Origin of the sequence: Halomonas sp. SpR8 (assembly GCF_031010195.1) — a bacterium.
GTDB lineage: Bacteria > Pseudomonadota > Gammaproteobacteria > Pseudomonadales > Halomonadaceae > Vreelandella.
In genome coordinates this window covers 72,331-86,555 of sequence record NZ_JAUAMC010000001.1, presented here as the reverse complement: position 1 = coordinate 86,555, position 14,225 = coordinate 72,331, and the positions used below count along the sequence as shown (strand labels likewise).

Sequence of the window (14,225 nt, the reverse complement as noted above, 5' to 3'; positions counted from 1 at the left end):
ACGCAAGAGAGTAGCGGGTTCGTTTTCCTGATAGCGTAAGCTTATTGACCGTTTTCCCGACGGTTTGCCATTACGCCCTGCTCGACACGCTCGCCAATCGTCTGGTCGATGTTTTTCCAGTACTCAAATACCCGTGACAGTACCGGCTCTTCAACACCGTCGGAAACGTGGCCCACGATGTTGTTGACCAACCGATCACGGGCAGCATCATCCATTACCTTATTGACCAGGTCATTGGCTTGGTTGAAGTCGCCATCGCCCGAGCGCAGCGTGTAGGCGGCGCGAACCAACTCGCCGTCAGTCTCCCATGTCGCATCTTCCGGGTATCTTTCCGGGCTGGCGTGAGCGCCCCCTTTGCTATTAGGTGCGTACACCGGGTCGGTGGAGTGGGAAATACGCATCCGACCACCTTGGGAATAGCTGTTAACCGGTGTCTTGGGCGCGTTAACGGGGATATGTTGGTAGTTCACCCCTAAACGCGCACGGTGAGCATCAGCGTAGGATATTACCCGCGCCAACAGCATTTTATCTGGAGAGAAACCGGTGCCCGGTACGGCGTTGCTGGGCTGAAACGCCGCCTGTTCGATTTGCGAGTGGAAGTCGACGGGGTTGCGATCCAGCGTCATCTTACCGACTTCTTGCAGCGGGTAGTCGGCGTGCGGCCACACCTTGGTCAAATCGAAGGGGTTGATGTGGTAGGCCTTGGCATCTTCAAACGGCATAATCTGAACTTGCAGCGTCCAGGTTGGATGATCACCGCGTTTGATGGCATCGAACAGGTCGCGGCGATGATAGTCAGCATCCGCCCCCGCCATCTTATCGGCCTGTTCCTGGGTCATGCACTTAATGCCCTGATCAGTCTTGAAGTGGTACTTCACCCAGAAGCGCTCGCCTTCGGCGTTAATCCACATATAAGTATGGCTTGAATAGCCGTTCATATGGCGCCAACTGGCGGGTATACCACGATCGCCCATCAGCCAGGTGACCTGGTGCGCAGTCTCCGGCGACAACGTCCAGAAGTCCCATTGCATATCGTGATCACGTAAACCGTTATCCGCTCGGCGCTTTTGTGAATGGATAAAGTGCTGGAACTTGAGCGGATCGCGAACGAAGAACACGGGGGTATTATTACCCACCATGTCGAAGTTGCCCTCTTCGGTGTAAAACTTCAGCGAGAAGCCACGGGGATCGCGCCAGGTGTCTGGGCTACCGGACTCACCGGCCACCGTCGAGAAACGAGCCAGCATCTCGGTTTTCTTACCCGGCTGAAGAAAGTCAGCCTTGGTGTATTGGCTGACGTCGTGCGTTACCTCGAAGTGACCAAAGGCACCGCCTCCCTTCGCATGTGGCTGACGATCCGGGATCATTTCCCGGTTAAAGGCAGCCATCTGCTCCATCAAGTAGTGATCATGCAGAACGATCGGCCCATCTGGGCCTATCGAGAGGGAGTGTTCATCACTGCTAACCGGTATGCCTGCATCCGTTGTGGTGTGTTTAGGGGTATCGCTCGTCATCGTATTTCCTCCATGTCACGGTAAACGTGGCGTCTTGTCGCCACTCATTCGAGTACGATGAAAGCCTGGCTATTTATTTTGATTATTATCACTTTAGTAGCCGCTAACAAAGCCCACCCATAGGTATAGTCAAACAGCTGCCAACTTGCCATTCATAACGGCTATCACGGCCCTATCATGACAATAGTTTTTAATTATTAGACGCGATTAATAGAACGAATCAGGGGGAGGCACCAGGCTTGAGTTGAAGCTCTCAACAGCGGTTTCGGCCTCTTCAATCTCATCAAAGCGGGCGATATGAAACAGCGCCTCGCCTTCATTGGCCAGCGGCAAACGGCTCATGCCAATCACGATACCATCGGCAGCGGAGCGCACCTCTCCCTCGTCATTGCCAAAAGGGTCGGCTACTTTGCCCAGCACTTCACCTTTGGCTACGCGCGCACCTAAACGCACCTTGGGACGTAAAATACCGTCGATTGGCGCACGCGCCCAGCTTGACCCATTGGCCAACTCAGCCGGTGCTGGTATACGGCGGCGCTGTTCGCCGGTCAGCATACCTAAACGCCGCATTACCCGCAGTACGCCGCGCACGCCGGGGGCAATCGCCCACTCATCAAAACGCAGCGCCTCACCGGCCTCATAGGTTAATACCGGAATACCGCGGCTTTGGGCGTAGTGGCGCAGGCTACCTTCGCGCAGCTCGGCGTTAAGCACCACCGGGGCGCCGAAAGCATCGGCCATGCGTTCGGTTTCGCTGCCTGGACGCAGTTGGGCACGAATTTGGGGCAGATTGGTGCGATGAATCGCCCCGGTATGCAGATCAATAATGTGGGTCGCGTAATCAACGATCTGTTCGCGAAACAGTGCGGCAATCCGGCCGCCTAGCGAACCCGTTTCACTGCCTGGAAAGCAGCGATTGAGGTCGCGCCGATCGGGCAAATAGCGTGTTTGTTGAAGAAAGCCAAACACATTCACCACTGGCACGGCGATAAGTGTGCCGCGGATGCTGTTGATCGCTTTCGAGCGCAGCATCCGACGGACAATTTCCACCCCGTTGATTTCGTCACCATGAATGCCACCACACACTAACAATACCGGGCCATCCTTACGGCCGTGCACCACTTCGACGGGAATATGCAAGGGGGTGTGGGTGTACAAACGCGCCACCGGCACGTCAACTTGTGAGCGCTGACCGGGCATAATGATATGCTCGCCTAGAAGAAAAGGTGCTCGCGCCATGCGTATATCCTGTTTTCAATGGGTAGGGTTAGCAGCAACACTCCCCCTCTGGGCCAGTTTTATTACTCGTTTATACCCCTTAAGCACCAAAATGACGAATTTGTTAATCCACGTTATGCACTGGAATATTTATCCATACAGTTTTGAATGTAAATGTTATTCAGCTTAGGTTAAAATGTGATCATCCCGCGTCGATTATTAAGGTTATATTTCCATGGCAAGAAAAACCAAAGCTGAAGCTGCTGCTACTCGAGAAGCGTTGTTAGAAGCTGCTGAAGAGATGTTTTTTGCCAAGGGCGTGGCGCGCACATCGCTTGAGCAAATTGCTCGCCATGCAGGCCTTACCCGCGGTGCCGTTTACTGGCATTTTAAAAACAAGGGCGACCTGTTCATGGCACTGATTGAACAAGTGCGCATGCCCTTCCAGTCGCTGATGGATGAGGTGAGCAATGCTGACGCCGAGCTATCGCCACTTGAAACCATACGGTTAGCCTGCTATGCGGGCTTGGTGCGCCTTGAGCAACCCTCTTATCAAAGAATACTGTCGATTTTACTGCATCGCTGTGAGTTTTTCAGCGATATCAATCCGTTAGAAATGCAGGAAGAAATTGGCAACGAGTGTTTTGAGGAAATGCTCGACGTCTTTGTGTTAGCTAAGCAGCAGAAGCTATTGCGCGAAGATCTCAGCCCTGAAATGGCGACGCGGTTAATGCAAGCCATGCTAGGCGGCCTTTTTCATGACTGGCTACGTAACCCCGAGGCTTTTTCGATTCGTGAACGCGGTGGCGAACTAATTGATGCCGCTATTCTTATGATGCAGCGCTAAACACCTCACCCAGCTCTCGCTGCAAAGCAGCAGGTATGCTAATACTGGCCCTACTGTTATAGCCGTGTGAGCACACTATGGATGCCTTGGAGTTTATCCGCGTACGCGAATTGGAAGTGGCCGTACGTATTTGGAACCCGACCGCCCCACGCACCCTGGTCGCCTGGCATGGACTTGCTCGCCATGGCGGCGACTTTAGTGCGCTGGCGCGGGAACTCGGTAGTGAATGGCGGGTGCTCGCTCCAGACACCCCAGGTCGAGGGTTATCAAGCTGGTCACTATTCCCTGCCCACGACTATCTTTATAGCCATTACATAACCGTTGCGATCGCGCTACTCGACCATTTCGAACTTGATGAAGTTGATTGGCTGGGCACTTCAATGGGTGGCCTGCTTGGCATGCTGATTGCCGCTGATCCACAGCACAGCGCGCGTATTACCCGGCTGATTCTTAACGACGTTGGTCCCGAGCTGAACACACAGGGCCTTATTGGTCTTTCCAGCTATTTCGGCGTTACCCATCGTTTTTCTACCTTTAGCGAACTCCAGCAAGAGCTCAACCAGCACTATGCCAGCTTCGGCATTACTGCTGAAGCCGCACGCCGCGAGCTGGCACTCAACAGTGCCCGTCGGTTACCGGATGGCAGTTGGACGTACCACTTTGACCCACGCATCGGCGAACAGTTTGTACATGATACGCCGCGCGATATGTGGGCCGACTGGGCGAATATTCGCTGTCCTGTGATGGTCATCCGCGGGGAGGAGTCAACGCTACTAGACCCAGAAACCTTGCCGAAGATGGCCGAAGCACAGCCGAAGCTGGTAACGCTTAGCGTGCCTAACTGCGGTCATGCCCCCATGCTGGATAAACCGGCACAGGTTGACCCTATTCGCGACTTTTTAAATCGCCCCGCACCTCGCCCAGCGCCAGATAATAAAATGCAAAACGCCACTGGCTGGCAGCATGTAGTGCGGTGGCTGGCGCAGCAGTGGCGGCGGTGGAAATAACCGGGATACTTGAGGTTTGTGCCTCCCGGTAGCCCACTAGCGAAATTGAGGTAATCAGTGCGAAGTAGAGTAATGGGTTGAATGGCGGTTTTTCTGGTTTAGCCGCAATTTATTCAAGCGGATCCGCGTTTCGAGATACGCCTGCTCGGAGACGCTGCGGTAGGCGCCCTCTTCAGGTAAATACTTCACCAACACCCGGCGCTCTCCCTGCACAGGCAGAGCATCGCTTTTGCTAAGCAGTTTGACTCTACTAGTAGGCTCATTCTCAATCACCGCAAACGCCTGCTCCCCCACGCCTTGGCGCTCAGTCACGATGACCGTTTGGCCCAGTAAACAGCGCCGGGTGAAGGGGCGGTACCGGTGCAACCCCCGGTGCAACGCCTGGCAGAGCATCGCCGCCACGGGCGAGGCCGCCACCAGCGAGCCCCATAGCACCAGCACCCCTACCGGTATACGTATCAAGCCAAGCGGCAGCCAACGTAACACCAGCAGCTCAATCGCTAATGTTAGAACTGCTGCAATAGTCAGAATCACCGTTAAGGCCAGCGTGGCGGGAACACCGGCGAAGCCTAGAGACACCAGCGTACTGGCGAGATGATCCTCTTTTAGACTATCGCGCTCAAACAGCTCTAAGGGTGCTAAGCGAATAATCACTAATAGCCAGTAGAGGGCTAATAGTCCGAGTAACAGGGTAAAAACAATGCTCGGAAATTGCGTAGCGGCGTGCAGTAAATCATTCATGGTGGCACCTCCCCCGGTACTTAGCCGGTTATGTATTGTTACTTCCAGCTTAGTTCAGGTTAGCTTTTGCGCGCCACCTCTACTTTGACCTCGGTCATCGACATAAAAAAACGGATGCCATCCAAAGATGACACCCGCCTGTTCTTGCTCGTGATTAATCGCTAAGGCTTAATGCTTGTCATGCTCAAGTACCGGTTGCGGGTCATCATGCTTATGCCCTTTTATCTTGCGACTTAGCCAGTCAGAAACAGTGGCAATCATGGCATAGAAACTGGGAATGAACAGGCTACCCAAGGTGGCAACAGAGAACATACCCATAGCGACCGTAGTGCCAATGTGATGGCTACTCACGTCGCTGGCACCGGTCGCCAATGCAAGCGGCAAGGTACCAAAGATAAATGCCAGGGAGGTCATCACGATAGGACGGAAGCGCAGCTCAGCTGCGGTAATCGCCGCCTCACGGATTGATTTCCCCTGCTCCTTACGCTGCAGTTCGGCGAACTCAACGATCAGGATCGCATTTTTCGCAGCAAGCCCAACCACCACCAGCATGCCGATCTGCACATACACACTGGTGTCCAGCCCGCGCAACACGATACCGCCAATACCACCTAAGAAAGCAAAAGGCGTTGCCGTCAATACCGCTAGCGGTAATGACCAACTCTCGTACTGAGCCGCCAGAATCAGGAACACCATCAACAGCCCGAAGACAATCGCCAGCGTCGCGGCACTGCCCATATTGGACTCCTGATAGGCCGTACCGGTCCAGCCCATCCCCCAGTTATCGCCCAGTGCCTCTTGCACCACCTCGTCCATCGCTTCGATCGCCTGCGCTGAACTGTAACCAGCAGCAGGCTCCCCCTGGAACATAGCGCCAGCGTAGACCCCAAAGCGCGATACTACCGATGGACCGGTTTGGCGCTCAAGCTCGACAAATTCAGAGAGCGGGATACGTTCGCCATTGCCGCCACGCACGTAGACGCTGCTGACGTCTTCTGGCGTTTTACGGAATTCATCTTCGTTTTGTAGGTAGACCTGAAAGTTACGATTTTGATAACTGAAATAGTTAACAAAGCCGTTGCCAAATGTATTGGACAGGGCCGAGTTAATATTTTCCAGTGCCACGCCGTAACTTAACGCTTTCTGCTGGTCGATATTGGCACGGTATGACGGCACATTAACGTTAAAGGTGGTGAACACCCGATTCAACGCAGGATGTTGGTTGGCCTTCTGCATGATTTGCAGCGATGCTTCATATAGCTCACGCGCCGAAGCACCATCAAAGGACTGCAGGTAGCCGGTAAACCCGCCGGTGGTCGAAAGCCCCATAATGGGTGGCAAGTTAAAGGCCATCGCGGAACCACCATCGATACTGGCGCCTAGCCCCATAATCCTCCCTACAAGTTCGGTGGCAGTCAGGTCACGCTCAGACCATGGGCTCAGATTGATAAACATAACCCCCCGAGCAGTATTCACGGCACTCGACAAAATGTCATAGCCCGCCACCGCTGAGGAGTATTCCACACCGGGAATATCTTCAATCGCCGCACTGAGTTTTGACATATAGCGCTGGGTGCGATCCAGCGACGCTGCATCGGGGAGCGACACACTCACTAACACAACCCCCTGATCAGTTTCCGGTACCAACGTCGAAGGCGTATTAGCGTAGAGCCAGTAGGAGCCCACCCCGGTTAGCACCGTTAGTGCTAAAGCTAACACCCAAAAACGTACTAAGCCTTTTACTACCCACATATAAGCGGCGGTGATGCCAGCAAACAGCCGGTCAAACAGGCGCAGCGGCGTATTCAAGGCACGCTTAAATTTGGATTGCCCGGCGCCCGCGATTTTATGCTTGATAAAAATCGCCGAGAGGGCGGGCGTAAAGGTCAACGCCATTAACGCCGAGATGGCTACCGAGATGGCGACAGTAATCGCAAACTGCTGATAAATTTGACCGGTAAAACCGCCAAGAAACGCCACGGGTACAAATACTGCGGCCATAATCAGCGACGTCGCAATGACCGGCCCGCCAACTTCTTTCATCGCCCGAATAGTAGCGTCGCGTACGCTAATATCGTCTTCTTCACTCAGCACGCGCTCGACGTTCTCCACCACCAGGATGGCATCGTCGACCACTATCCCTATCGATAAAACCAAGGCAAACAGGGTTAGCAGGTTGATCGTAAAGCCAAACACATAGAAGCCAGCAAACGTACCCACAACAGCGACCGGCACCACCGACATGGCAATCACGGTGAAACGCCAGTTCTGCAGGAAAATAAACAGAATGACGATAACGATTAGAAAAGCCTCAATAAAGGTATGGAGCACCGTTTCCACGGAGGCATCAATAAACAGGGTTGTATCATAAGGGGCATCATACTCAAGCCCGGGCGGGAAGCGGCCGGACAGCTCCTCCATCGTATCTCGCACACCCTGTGCAGTTTCCAGCGCGTTTGCACCGGGCTGTTGATTAATAATAATCGGCGTCATGGTCGAGCCGTTCAAACGCGCATCAACCCCGTAGAAAGATGCCCCAAGCTCTATGCGCGCGACATCTTCCAAGCGCAGCGAAGAGCCATCGTTATTGGTACGCAGGTAAATATTGCGGAAGTCGTCGACATTACTGAGGCGACCGCCAGCGGTTATCGTATAAGTGTACGCTCGCGGGTCACTTTGCGGCGTCGAGGCCAAGTTGCCCGCCGGCACTTCAGTATTTTGTGCTCTAATCGCGCTGGCCACTTCACTGGGCGTCAGATCATACTGGGCCAACTTATCCGGATCCATCCAGATACGCATGGCGAACTCGCCACCACCCAACACTTCGGCGTTACCCACCCCCGGTACCTGACGCAGTTCGTCAAGCACGTTAAGCGTGGCGTAGTTCTGCATATAGATGTTGTCGTAGTCGCCATCAGGTGAGGTCAACGCGATAAACATCAAAATAGAGTCAGAGCGCAGTTCAACGGTAACACCTTGAGACTGCACGGCTTCAGGTAACTGCGAAAGCGCCCCCTGAACCCGGTTGTTAACGTTGATGGTGTTAATATCACCATCGGTACCGATATCGAAGGCAACGCTAAGGCTCATAAGGCCGTTATCAGCGCTGTTAGAGGTCATGTAGAGCATGTCCTCAACACCGTTAATGGCTTCTGCGATGGGAGCTGCCACTGTTTGCGCCACGGTTTCCGCATCCGCACCGGGGAACTGCGCCTGAACTGAGACCGTGGGCGGCACCACGCTGGGATACTGCTCTATGGGCAAAATGCGCATGGACATCACGCCCACCAGCGTCACGATAATCGCCAATACCGTGGCAAATATCGGGCGACTGATGAAGAAGTTAGAGAAATTCATTATTGCGCACCCTCTTCCCCTTCAGCGGGCTGGCCATCGGCAGCCCCCTCCTCCATCTGTTGTGCTGCTTCTGCCTGCTCTTGCGCTTCCTCTTGCTCAGCCTCTTCGACCACTGCTTCCGCATCGCCACTAAACGGCTGGGGGTCAATCATCATACCCGGCTCTAGACCAGCGGGGTCACCGACCACTACACGGTCACCCGGCTCAAGCCCCTCACGAATCAGCTGCCACGGGCCTGCGACTTCACCCAATGAAACAGTCCTCTCGCGGGCTTTATTCTCCTCATCCAGGACAAACACCTGAGGTCCCATTAATCCTTGCGTCACCGCGATCTCAGGCACTGCCATAACATCAAAACGTTTCAGACCCACAATACGCACACGCACAAATTGCCCTGGTAGCACTGTGGCTTCAGGGTTTTCAAAGGTGGCTGACGCTTGCACGGTGCTGGTGCCGCTATCGACCCGCGAACCCAAAAAGTCTAAATGCCCTTCCAGTTCAGAATCGCTGCCGCCACTGACGCCAGGGATACTCAACCGCGCACGAATATCCGAGGTATCACCGCCGTCACTCAACTGGCGACGCAGTTCAAAAGCATCACGCTGGGGCAACTGGAAACGCACTTCCAGTGGATCCAGTGGGGTGATCGTCGCTAATTCCGTACCGGAAGTAACCAGATTGCCCACGTTAATTTGGCTCAATCCGATCATGCCCGATACAGGGGCAGTCACCTGGGAGTAGCCCAGATCCAGGTTAGCGCTGGAGAGTGCCGCTTCAGCCTGTGCCACGCTCGCTTGCGCGACCCGTTGGTCGGCCAGTGCCTGGTCATACTGCTGACGACTCACCGAGTTTTGGCTGAGTAGCTGCTCGAAACGCTGGGCATCACGTTGGGCGCGGGAAAGCTCGGCACGCGCGCTCTGTAGATCCGCTTCACGCTGATTGACCGTTGCCTGGTAAAGATCCGGTTCGATGGTGTAAAGGCGATCCCCCTCTTCGACCAACTGACCCGGTTCGAAGTGGCGCTCCTCAAGGAAACCGTCTACACGGGCAACCAAGGTGACCTCGTCATCACTGCGCAGCAGCGAGGGGTATGACTTGTCCAACGGTATATCCTGACGCGCCATTTCAGCCACTTCGACTTTATGGGGCGGGGATTCTTGCCCACCACCCTGTTGAGGCGCCTCGGCTTGCTCCTGACCACAGGCTGAAAGTGCCAGCGCAGCTACCAGCGTCACCAGACTCGCTCGGCGTGAGTGAATCATCTTCTTCATACATTGAATTCCCATATATCTTTTTTAAGGTGACCGAAAGTGCGCGCACCTGAACCACTGCCAACCGACGGGCAATTACGCGCCAGGCTGAGGCGGAGCACCTATGTTGAGCGCGGGTTCATAGCGATCATTGCCGCCGCTTTCAGGCAGAGTAAAATTCACCTCATCGCCGGTTAACCACGCATTGACTTCCTCAATAGCGTCCACATCCAGGCGTCCAGCCTGCTGACGCAGCGTGAGCAAGTTAACCACGTAGTCGTAACGCGCCTCGGCGTAGTTCGCGATGGCGTTATACAAATTCTGCTCAGCGTTCAAAACATCCACAATATTCCGGGTGCCGACCTCGTAACCGGCACGGGTAGCTTCCAGGGCGCTTCGGTTAGACACAATGGCCTGTTCCCGAGCTTCGACAGTTTCTACATCGTTGCTAACCTGGGTATACAGCGAGCGTACCTGCTGGATCGATGAGCGACGCTGGGACTCGAAATCGTACTGGCTGCTCTCCAGTTGGTAGGTTCCCTGGCGGATGCTGGCGCTGGTACGACCACCGGTGTAGATCGGTAAATTGGCGCTTATCCCCACCTGGCTAGAGGAATCATGCCCGGTGGTGTTATCAATATCACTATCGCCATATTGATAGTTACCAAAGGCTTGAAGGGTGGGAAGACGCCCCGCGCGAGCAATCTCTACGCCGCTGCGGGAAACCTCGATGGCCGCCTGCTGGGCCAATACTTGCGGATTAAGCTCAAGGGCTTGCTCTACCCAGTAGTCGCGACTACTTGGTTCAGGAAGTGCAATCGGCATGCTGTCACCCAGCGCTTCGATGCTGGCGTAGCGCTGGCCGGTTAACTGCTCTAATGCTTCAAAAGCCACCTGCAGATTACTCTCTGCGGCAATCCGGTCAGCCCGCGACTGGTCAAAGGTGGCGCGAGCTTCTTCGACTTCGGTGATCGCAATCAAACCCACCTCAAACTGCTCGCCCGCCTGCTCAAGCTGACGCCCGATAGCACGCTCTTGAGCGAGACGCGCCTCCAGGACTTCGTAGGCACGCAGAATGTCAAAATAGGCGCTGGCCACGTCAATTAACAGTTGCTGTTCGGTAGCTGCGAACAGATATACCTGCTGGTCAATCTGGCGCTCGGCCTGGGTGACTTCCCGGCGGGTCACTTCATCATAGAGGGCCTGAGTGGCTTCTAGAGAGAGCGATACAGAGTTGTAACGGTCATCACCGGCAGTCACATTCCCCCCCGCGCCAGAGCCTGCTCCTGCTCCTGCTCGGGATGAACCCTGACTTTCATATTGCTGATTATGCGCCACGGTGCCCGAGGCGTTGATTTGAGGCAGTAGCCCGCCTCGCGCAACATCTCGACCTGCTTCAACGCCCAGATATTCGGAGCGCGCCGAGGCAAGCTCAGCGTTATTGTCCAACGCATCACGGGTAATCGTGATGAGGTCGGCAGCTTGAGCAGGCAATACAAAAGAAGCGGTAAATACCGCTAACAGTAGGGGTCGTAAAGGGGCATTGACTGCCCTGTGTGCCAGTCGCATGGGATTGCCTCTAGGTATCAGCGTCAGGTTGGCGAACGCACTCAATCAATCAGCGCACTTATTCACTAAAAGCACGGTGTCACTCAAAGTACGGTGCCACTCAGAAAGATGAGCATTATAGTTACATTCATGTATGTATGCTAGCCTTGAACAATCTAAAAATGTGTGGACAGCCTATTGTCAAGTCGCTTCCAGCTTACCTTAGTCCAAAGCATGATGGGTTGGCGATTAATGCGGCGCTCTTTTGCGAAAATCACGCGTGTCGATACCCCATTTACTTAGCCGTGAGGCCCGAATCGATCATGTTGCGCAGTTCGCGATTGACGGCGGCAATCACCCGCACATCCACTGGATGATCTCTATGGGCGTAGTAGTGGGAGTAGTGGGCGCTGCCATCTCGACAACGGTTTCTGGCAAAATCATGGCCATGTGGATGCCGATCATTGTGTTTTTCTATTTGGCATGCCGCCGGTGCGGGTGGCCTCCGCCTGCTACGGCATGAACAGCGCCAGCGCCGATATCGCCCATAAGATTTGCGATACCCTAGGTGTGGAGAGCGATGTCGCCGAGGCTTTGGTGGCGTTCCCCACCAAAGCCTGGGATGAAGCGCCCCCCCAGGATCCGTTGATCTACCGCCTATATGAGATCGTCGGTGTGTACGGGGAGACCTTGAAAGACGTCGTGCAGGAAAAGTTTGGCGACGGCATTATGAGCGCCATCGATCTCACCATGGAAGTCGACAAGATCGAAGATCCCAAAAAAGGCGACCGTGTACTGCTCACAATGAACGGCAAGTTTTTGCCCTATAAATCTTGGTAAAACACAAGCCCTGGTAAGTCTCAGTTGAAAGCTTCGAGCCTCGCCACGCTGCGCTCAACCGCCGAGCGATAACCGGCACCGAACAGCAACAGGTGATTCAGCAACGGATAAAGCTGAAACAACGCTTCACGCCTCGGCCAGTCGGTCGGGGCGTCGCCGTTCCAGTAGGCGTCGAAAAACGCCTCGCCCGGCGAGCCAAATAGCGTCAGCATGGCAAGGTCGACTTCCGGATAGTGGCGATACACCGCTGGATCGATAATCGCTGGCCCCTTTATCGTAAAGAGCACATTCCCCGACCATAAGTCACCATGCAGCAAACTGGGCGGTGCATCGGGTAGCCAGCTCTCCAAACCCTGGGCCAAGCGCTCGATTCGCCCTCGCAGTTCGCTATCTAACAGCCCTTGCTGGTAACACGCCTCACACAGGGGTAATAAACGACGCTCGCGCTGAAAGGCCCGTCCGTCATTAAGTGGAGCATTCGGCTGAGGCGTTTGCCCGCAGGCGTTATCCTGATGCCAGCCGTGGACATCGCCAATCACGCTGTGCAAACCGCGTAGCCCTTCGCCAAGCGCTGCTTCGCTTTTCGCCCCACTGGGCACGGTGTCCAACGACTCAATGACCAGCCAGCCCGCTGACAAGCCTAATACCTCTGGCACCGCAAGCTTCTCGCAGGCGCTGCGCAAGGCACGCAGTCCCTCGGCTTCGCCGTTTAGCCGCGCTGCGTCGTCGTGCTTAATCACCACCAGCCCCTGGCGCGTCTCCAGACGATACACCGCGGCGATATCTCCCCCACTGAGCGGCTGCAAATTGCCAGTGGGGGTTAAGTCGATAGATTCCAATAGCTGGCTCAGGGTGGCATCCATAAGACTTTCTCCCTGTCCCCGAATGAATAACTGCGTCGGGGTTAGGGTGCCCCCCCGACGCCATGGGCTAACCTGTATGTTAGCCCAGCCGTTTATCGATCAGGCTCTCTAGCTCAAGCTGGTCATCGTGGAAGCGGCGGATGCCTTCGGCCAGTTTGTCGGTGGCCATGGCGTCTTGATTGTGGCCCCAGCGGAAAGCGGCCTCGTTCAGCGGTTCAACTGGTTTACCACGGCCTTCGCCAGATTGGATTTGCGCAGCAACGCTGCCTTCGGTGGCATCCAGCTCTTCCAACAACGCGGGAGAAATCGTCAGCCGTGGGCAACCAGCTAAGGCAAGCACCTGACCGGTGGTGCGGAAGCTTGCGCCCATGACCACGGTTTCATAGCCGCCCTGGTTGGCACGCAGACAAACGCCTTGCACAAACTGAACCCCCGGGTCGTTTTCCGGCGTGTAGTCATTGCCCGTCTCTTTTTTGTACCAATCGGTGACCCGGCCGACGAAGGGTGAAATCAGAAATACCCCGGCATCAAAGCAGGCCTGGGCCTGAGCATCGCTGAACAGCAGCGTCAGGTTGCACTGAATGCCCTCACGCTCAAGCACTTCGGCGGCACGAATGCCTTCCCAGGTGGAGGCCAGCTTGATGAGCACGCGATCCCGCGACACACCGCGGGCGTCGTAGAGTTCGATTAACTCGTGGGCCTTAGCAATGCTGGCCTGGGTATCAAAAGACAAACGAGCAGCGACTTCGGTAGACACACGACCCGGCACAACGGCAGCAATTTCACTGCCCATAGCAACGGCCAAGCGATCAACGGCATGCTTCACCTGCTCTTCACGGCTTCCACCAGAGGCTTTTACGCTGCTTAGCTCTTCGTCAATCAGCGTTTGGTAACCGGACAGGCTAAACGCCTTGAGCAACAGCGAAGGATTGGTAGTGGCATCCTGAGGCTGATAACGACGAATAGCGTCAAGATCACCGGTGTCGGCGACGACAAGCGAATGTTGCTTCAACTGTTGCAGCTGGCTGGTCATAAAATCT

General features: G+C 55.0%; 11 protein-coding genes and 1 pseudogene. 4 read left to right on the top strand and 8 right to left on the bottom strand.

Annotated features, from left to right (window positions below):
* Positions 1-41: 41 nt before the first annotated feature.
* Both QT230_RS00420 and QT230_RS00415 read right to left on the bottom strand, forming a co-directional pair.
* Complete coding sequence (locus tag QT230_RS00420; RefSeq protein ID WP_308319525.1) at positions 42-1,514, bottom strand: catalase; 1,473 nt, start codon at positions 1,512-1,514, stop codon at positions 42-44.
* Between the two features lie 207 nt (positions 1,515-1,721).
* Positions 1,722-2,753 (bottom strand): succinylglutamate desuccinylase/aspartoacylase family protein, encoded by a 1,032-nt coding sequence (locus QT230_RS00415; RefSeq protein WP_308319524.1) that lies wholly within the window; start codon positions 2,751-2,753, stop codon positions 1,722-1,724.
* A 214-nt stretch (positions 2,754-2,967) separates the two neighbouring features.
* Between QT230_RS00415 and QT230_RS00410 the strand changes: the two genes are divergently transcribed.
* Complete coding sequence (locus QT230_RS00410) at positions 2,968-3,579, top strand: TetR family transcriptional regulator (RefSeq protein WP_308319523.1); 612 nt, start codon at positions 2,968-2,970, stop codon at positions 3,577-3,579.
* 77 nt (positions 3,580-3,656) lie between these two features.
* Complete coding sequence (locus tag QT230_RS00405; RefSeq protein ID WP_308319522.1) at positions 3,657-4,586, top strand: alpha/beta hydrolase; 930 nt, start codon at positions 3,657-3,659, stop codon at positions 4,584-4,586.
* A 54-nt stretch (positions 4,587-4,640) separates the two neighbouring features.
* Here the strand turns inward: QT230_RS00405 and QT230_RS00400 are convergent, their stop codons facing one another.
* The 4 genes from QT230_RS00400 to QT230_RS00385 form a co-directional block, all read right to left on the bottom strand.
* Positions 4,641-5,327: a hypothetical protein gene (locus tag QT230_RS00400; RefSeq protein ID WP_308319520.1), complete on the bottom strand. Its 687-nt coding sequence runs from the start codon at positions 5,325-5,327 to the stop codon at positions 4,641-4,643.
* A 168-nt stretch (positions 5,328-5,495) separates the two neighbouring features.
* Positions 5,496-8,684 carry an efflux RND transporter permease subunit gene (locus QT230_RS00395; protein WP_308319518.1) on the bottom strand — a complete coding sequence of 1,063 codons (3,189 nt, stop codon included), beginning with the start codon at positions 8,682-8,684 and terminating at the stop codon, positions 5,496-5,498.
* On the bottom strand, positions 8,684-9,955 hold the full coding sequence (locus QT230_RS00390) for an efflux RND transporter periplasmic adaptor subunit (protein WP_308319516.1): 1,272 nt from the start codon (positions 9,953-9,955) through the stop codon (positions 8,684-8,686). Before QT230_RS00390 ends, QT230_RS00395 begins: the two co-directional genes overlap by 1 nt.
* A gap of 75 nt (positions 9,956-10,030) precedes the next feature.
* Positions 10,031-11,503 (bottom strand): TolC family outer membrane protein, encoded by a 1,473-nt coding sequence (locus QT230_RS00385; RefSeq protein ID WP_308319514.1) that lies wholly within the window; start codon positions 11,501-11,503, stop codon positions 10,031-10,033.
* Positions 11,504-11,879: 376 nt separating this feature from the next.
* Between QT230_RS00385 and QT230_RS20825 the strand changes: the two are divergent.
* Both QT230_RS20825 and cynS read left to right on the top strand, forming a co-directional pair.
* Positions 11,880-11,963: pseudogene (locus QT230_RS20825) on the top strand (formate/nitrite transporter family protein); the annotation flags it as partial.
* Positions 11,964-11,965: 2 nt separating this feature from the next.
* Positions 11,966-12,322: a cyanase gene (gene cynS / locus QT230_RS00380; RefSeq protein WP_308319512.1), complete on the top strand. Its 357-nt coding sequence runs from the start codon at positions 11,966-11,968 to the stop codon at positions 12,320-12,322.
* Positions 12,323-12,342: 20 nt separating this feature from the next.
* Here cynS and QT230_RS00375 read toward each other — a convergent pair whose 3' ends face one another.
* Complete coding sequence (locus QT230_RS00375) at positions 12,343-13,185, bottom strand: fructosamine kinase family protein (protein WP_308319510.1); 843 nt, start codon at positions 13,183-13,185, stop codon at positions 12,343-12,345.
* Between the two features lie 79 nt (positions 13,186-13,264).
* A complete protein-coding gene (gene tal / locus QT230_RS00370; RefSeq protein ID WP_308319508.1) occupies positions 13,265-14,218 on the bottom strand; it encodes a transaldolase in 954 nt (317 codons plus the stop codon).
* Between the last annotated feature and the right edge of the window lie 7 nt (positions 14,219-14,225).

What these genes read in the sequence shown, in the direction of transcription:
- QT230_RS00420 (WP_308319525.1), bottom strand. Translation starts at nt 1,514, where the DNA reads ATGACGAGCGATACCCCTAAACACACCACAACGGATGCAGGCATACCG.
- QT230_RS00415 (WP_308319524.1), bottom strand. Translation starts at nt 2,753, where the DNA reads ATGGCGCGAGCACCTTTTCTTCTAGGCGAGCATATCATTATGCCCGGT.
- QT230_RS00410 (WP_308319523.1), top strand. Translation starts at nt 2,968, where the DNA reads ATGGCAAGAAAAACCAAAGCTGAAGCTGCTGCTACTCGAGAAGCGTTG.
- QT230_RS00405 (WP_308319522.1), top strand. Translation starts at nt 3,657, where the DNA reads ATGGATGCCTTGGAGTTTATCCGCGTACGCGAATTGGAAGTGGCCGTA.
- QT230_RS00400 (WP_308319520.1), bottom strand. Translation starts at nt 5,327, where the DNA reads ATGAATGATTTACTGCACGCCGCTACGCAATTTCCGAGCATTGTTTTT.
- QT230_RS00395 (WP_308319518.1), bottom strand. Translation starts at nt 8,684, where the DNA reads ATGAATTTCTCTAACTTCTTCATCAGTCGCCCGATATTTGCCACGGTA.
- QT230_RS00390 (WP_308319516.1), bottom strand. Translation starts at nt 9,955, where the DNA reads ATGAAGAAGATGATTCACTCACGCCGAGCGAGTCTGGTGACGCTGGTA.
- QT230_RS00385 (WP_308319514.1), bottom strand. Translation starts at nt 11,503, where the DNA reads ATGCGACTGGCACACAGGGCAGTCAATGCCCCTTTACGACCCCTACTG.
- cynS (WP_308319512.1), top strand. Translation starts at nt 11,966, where the DNA reads ATGCCGCCGGTGCGGGTGGCCTCCGCCTGCTACGGCATGAACAGCGCC.
- QT230_RS00375 (WP_308319510.1), bottom strand. Translation starts at nt 13,185, where the DNA reads ATGGATGCCACCCTGAGCCAGCTATTGGAATCTATCGACTTAACCCCC.
- tal (WP_308319508.1), bottom strand. Translation starts at nt 14,218, where the DNA reads ATGACCAGCCAGCTGCAACAGTTGAAGCAACATTCGCTTGTCGTCGCC.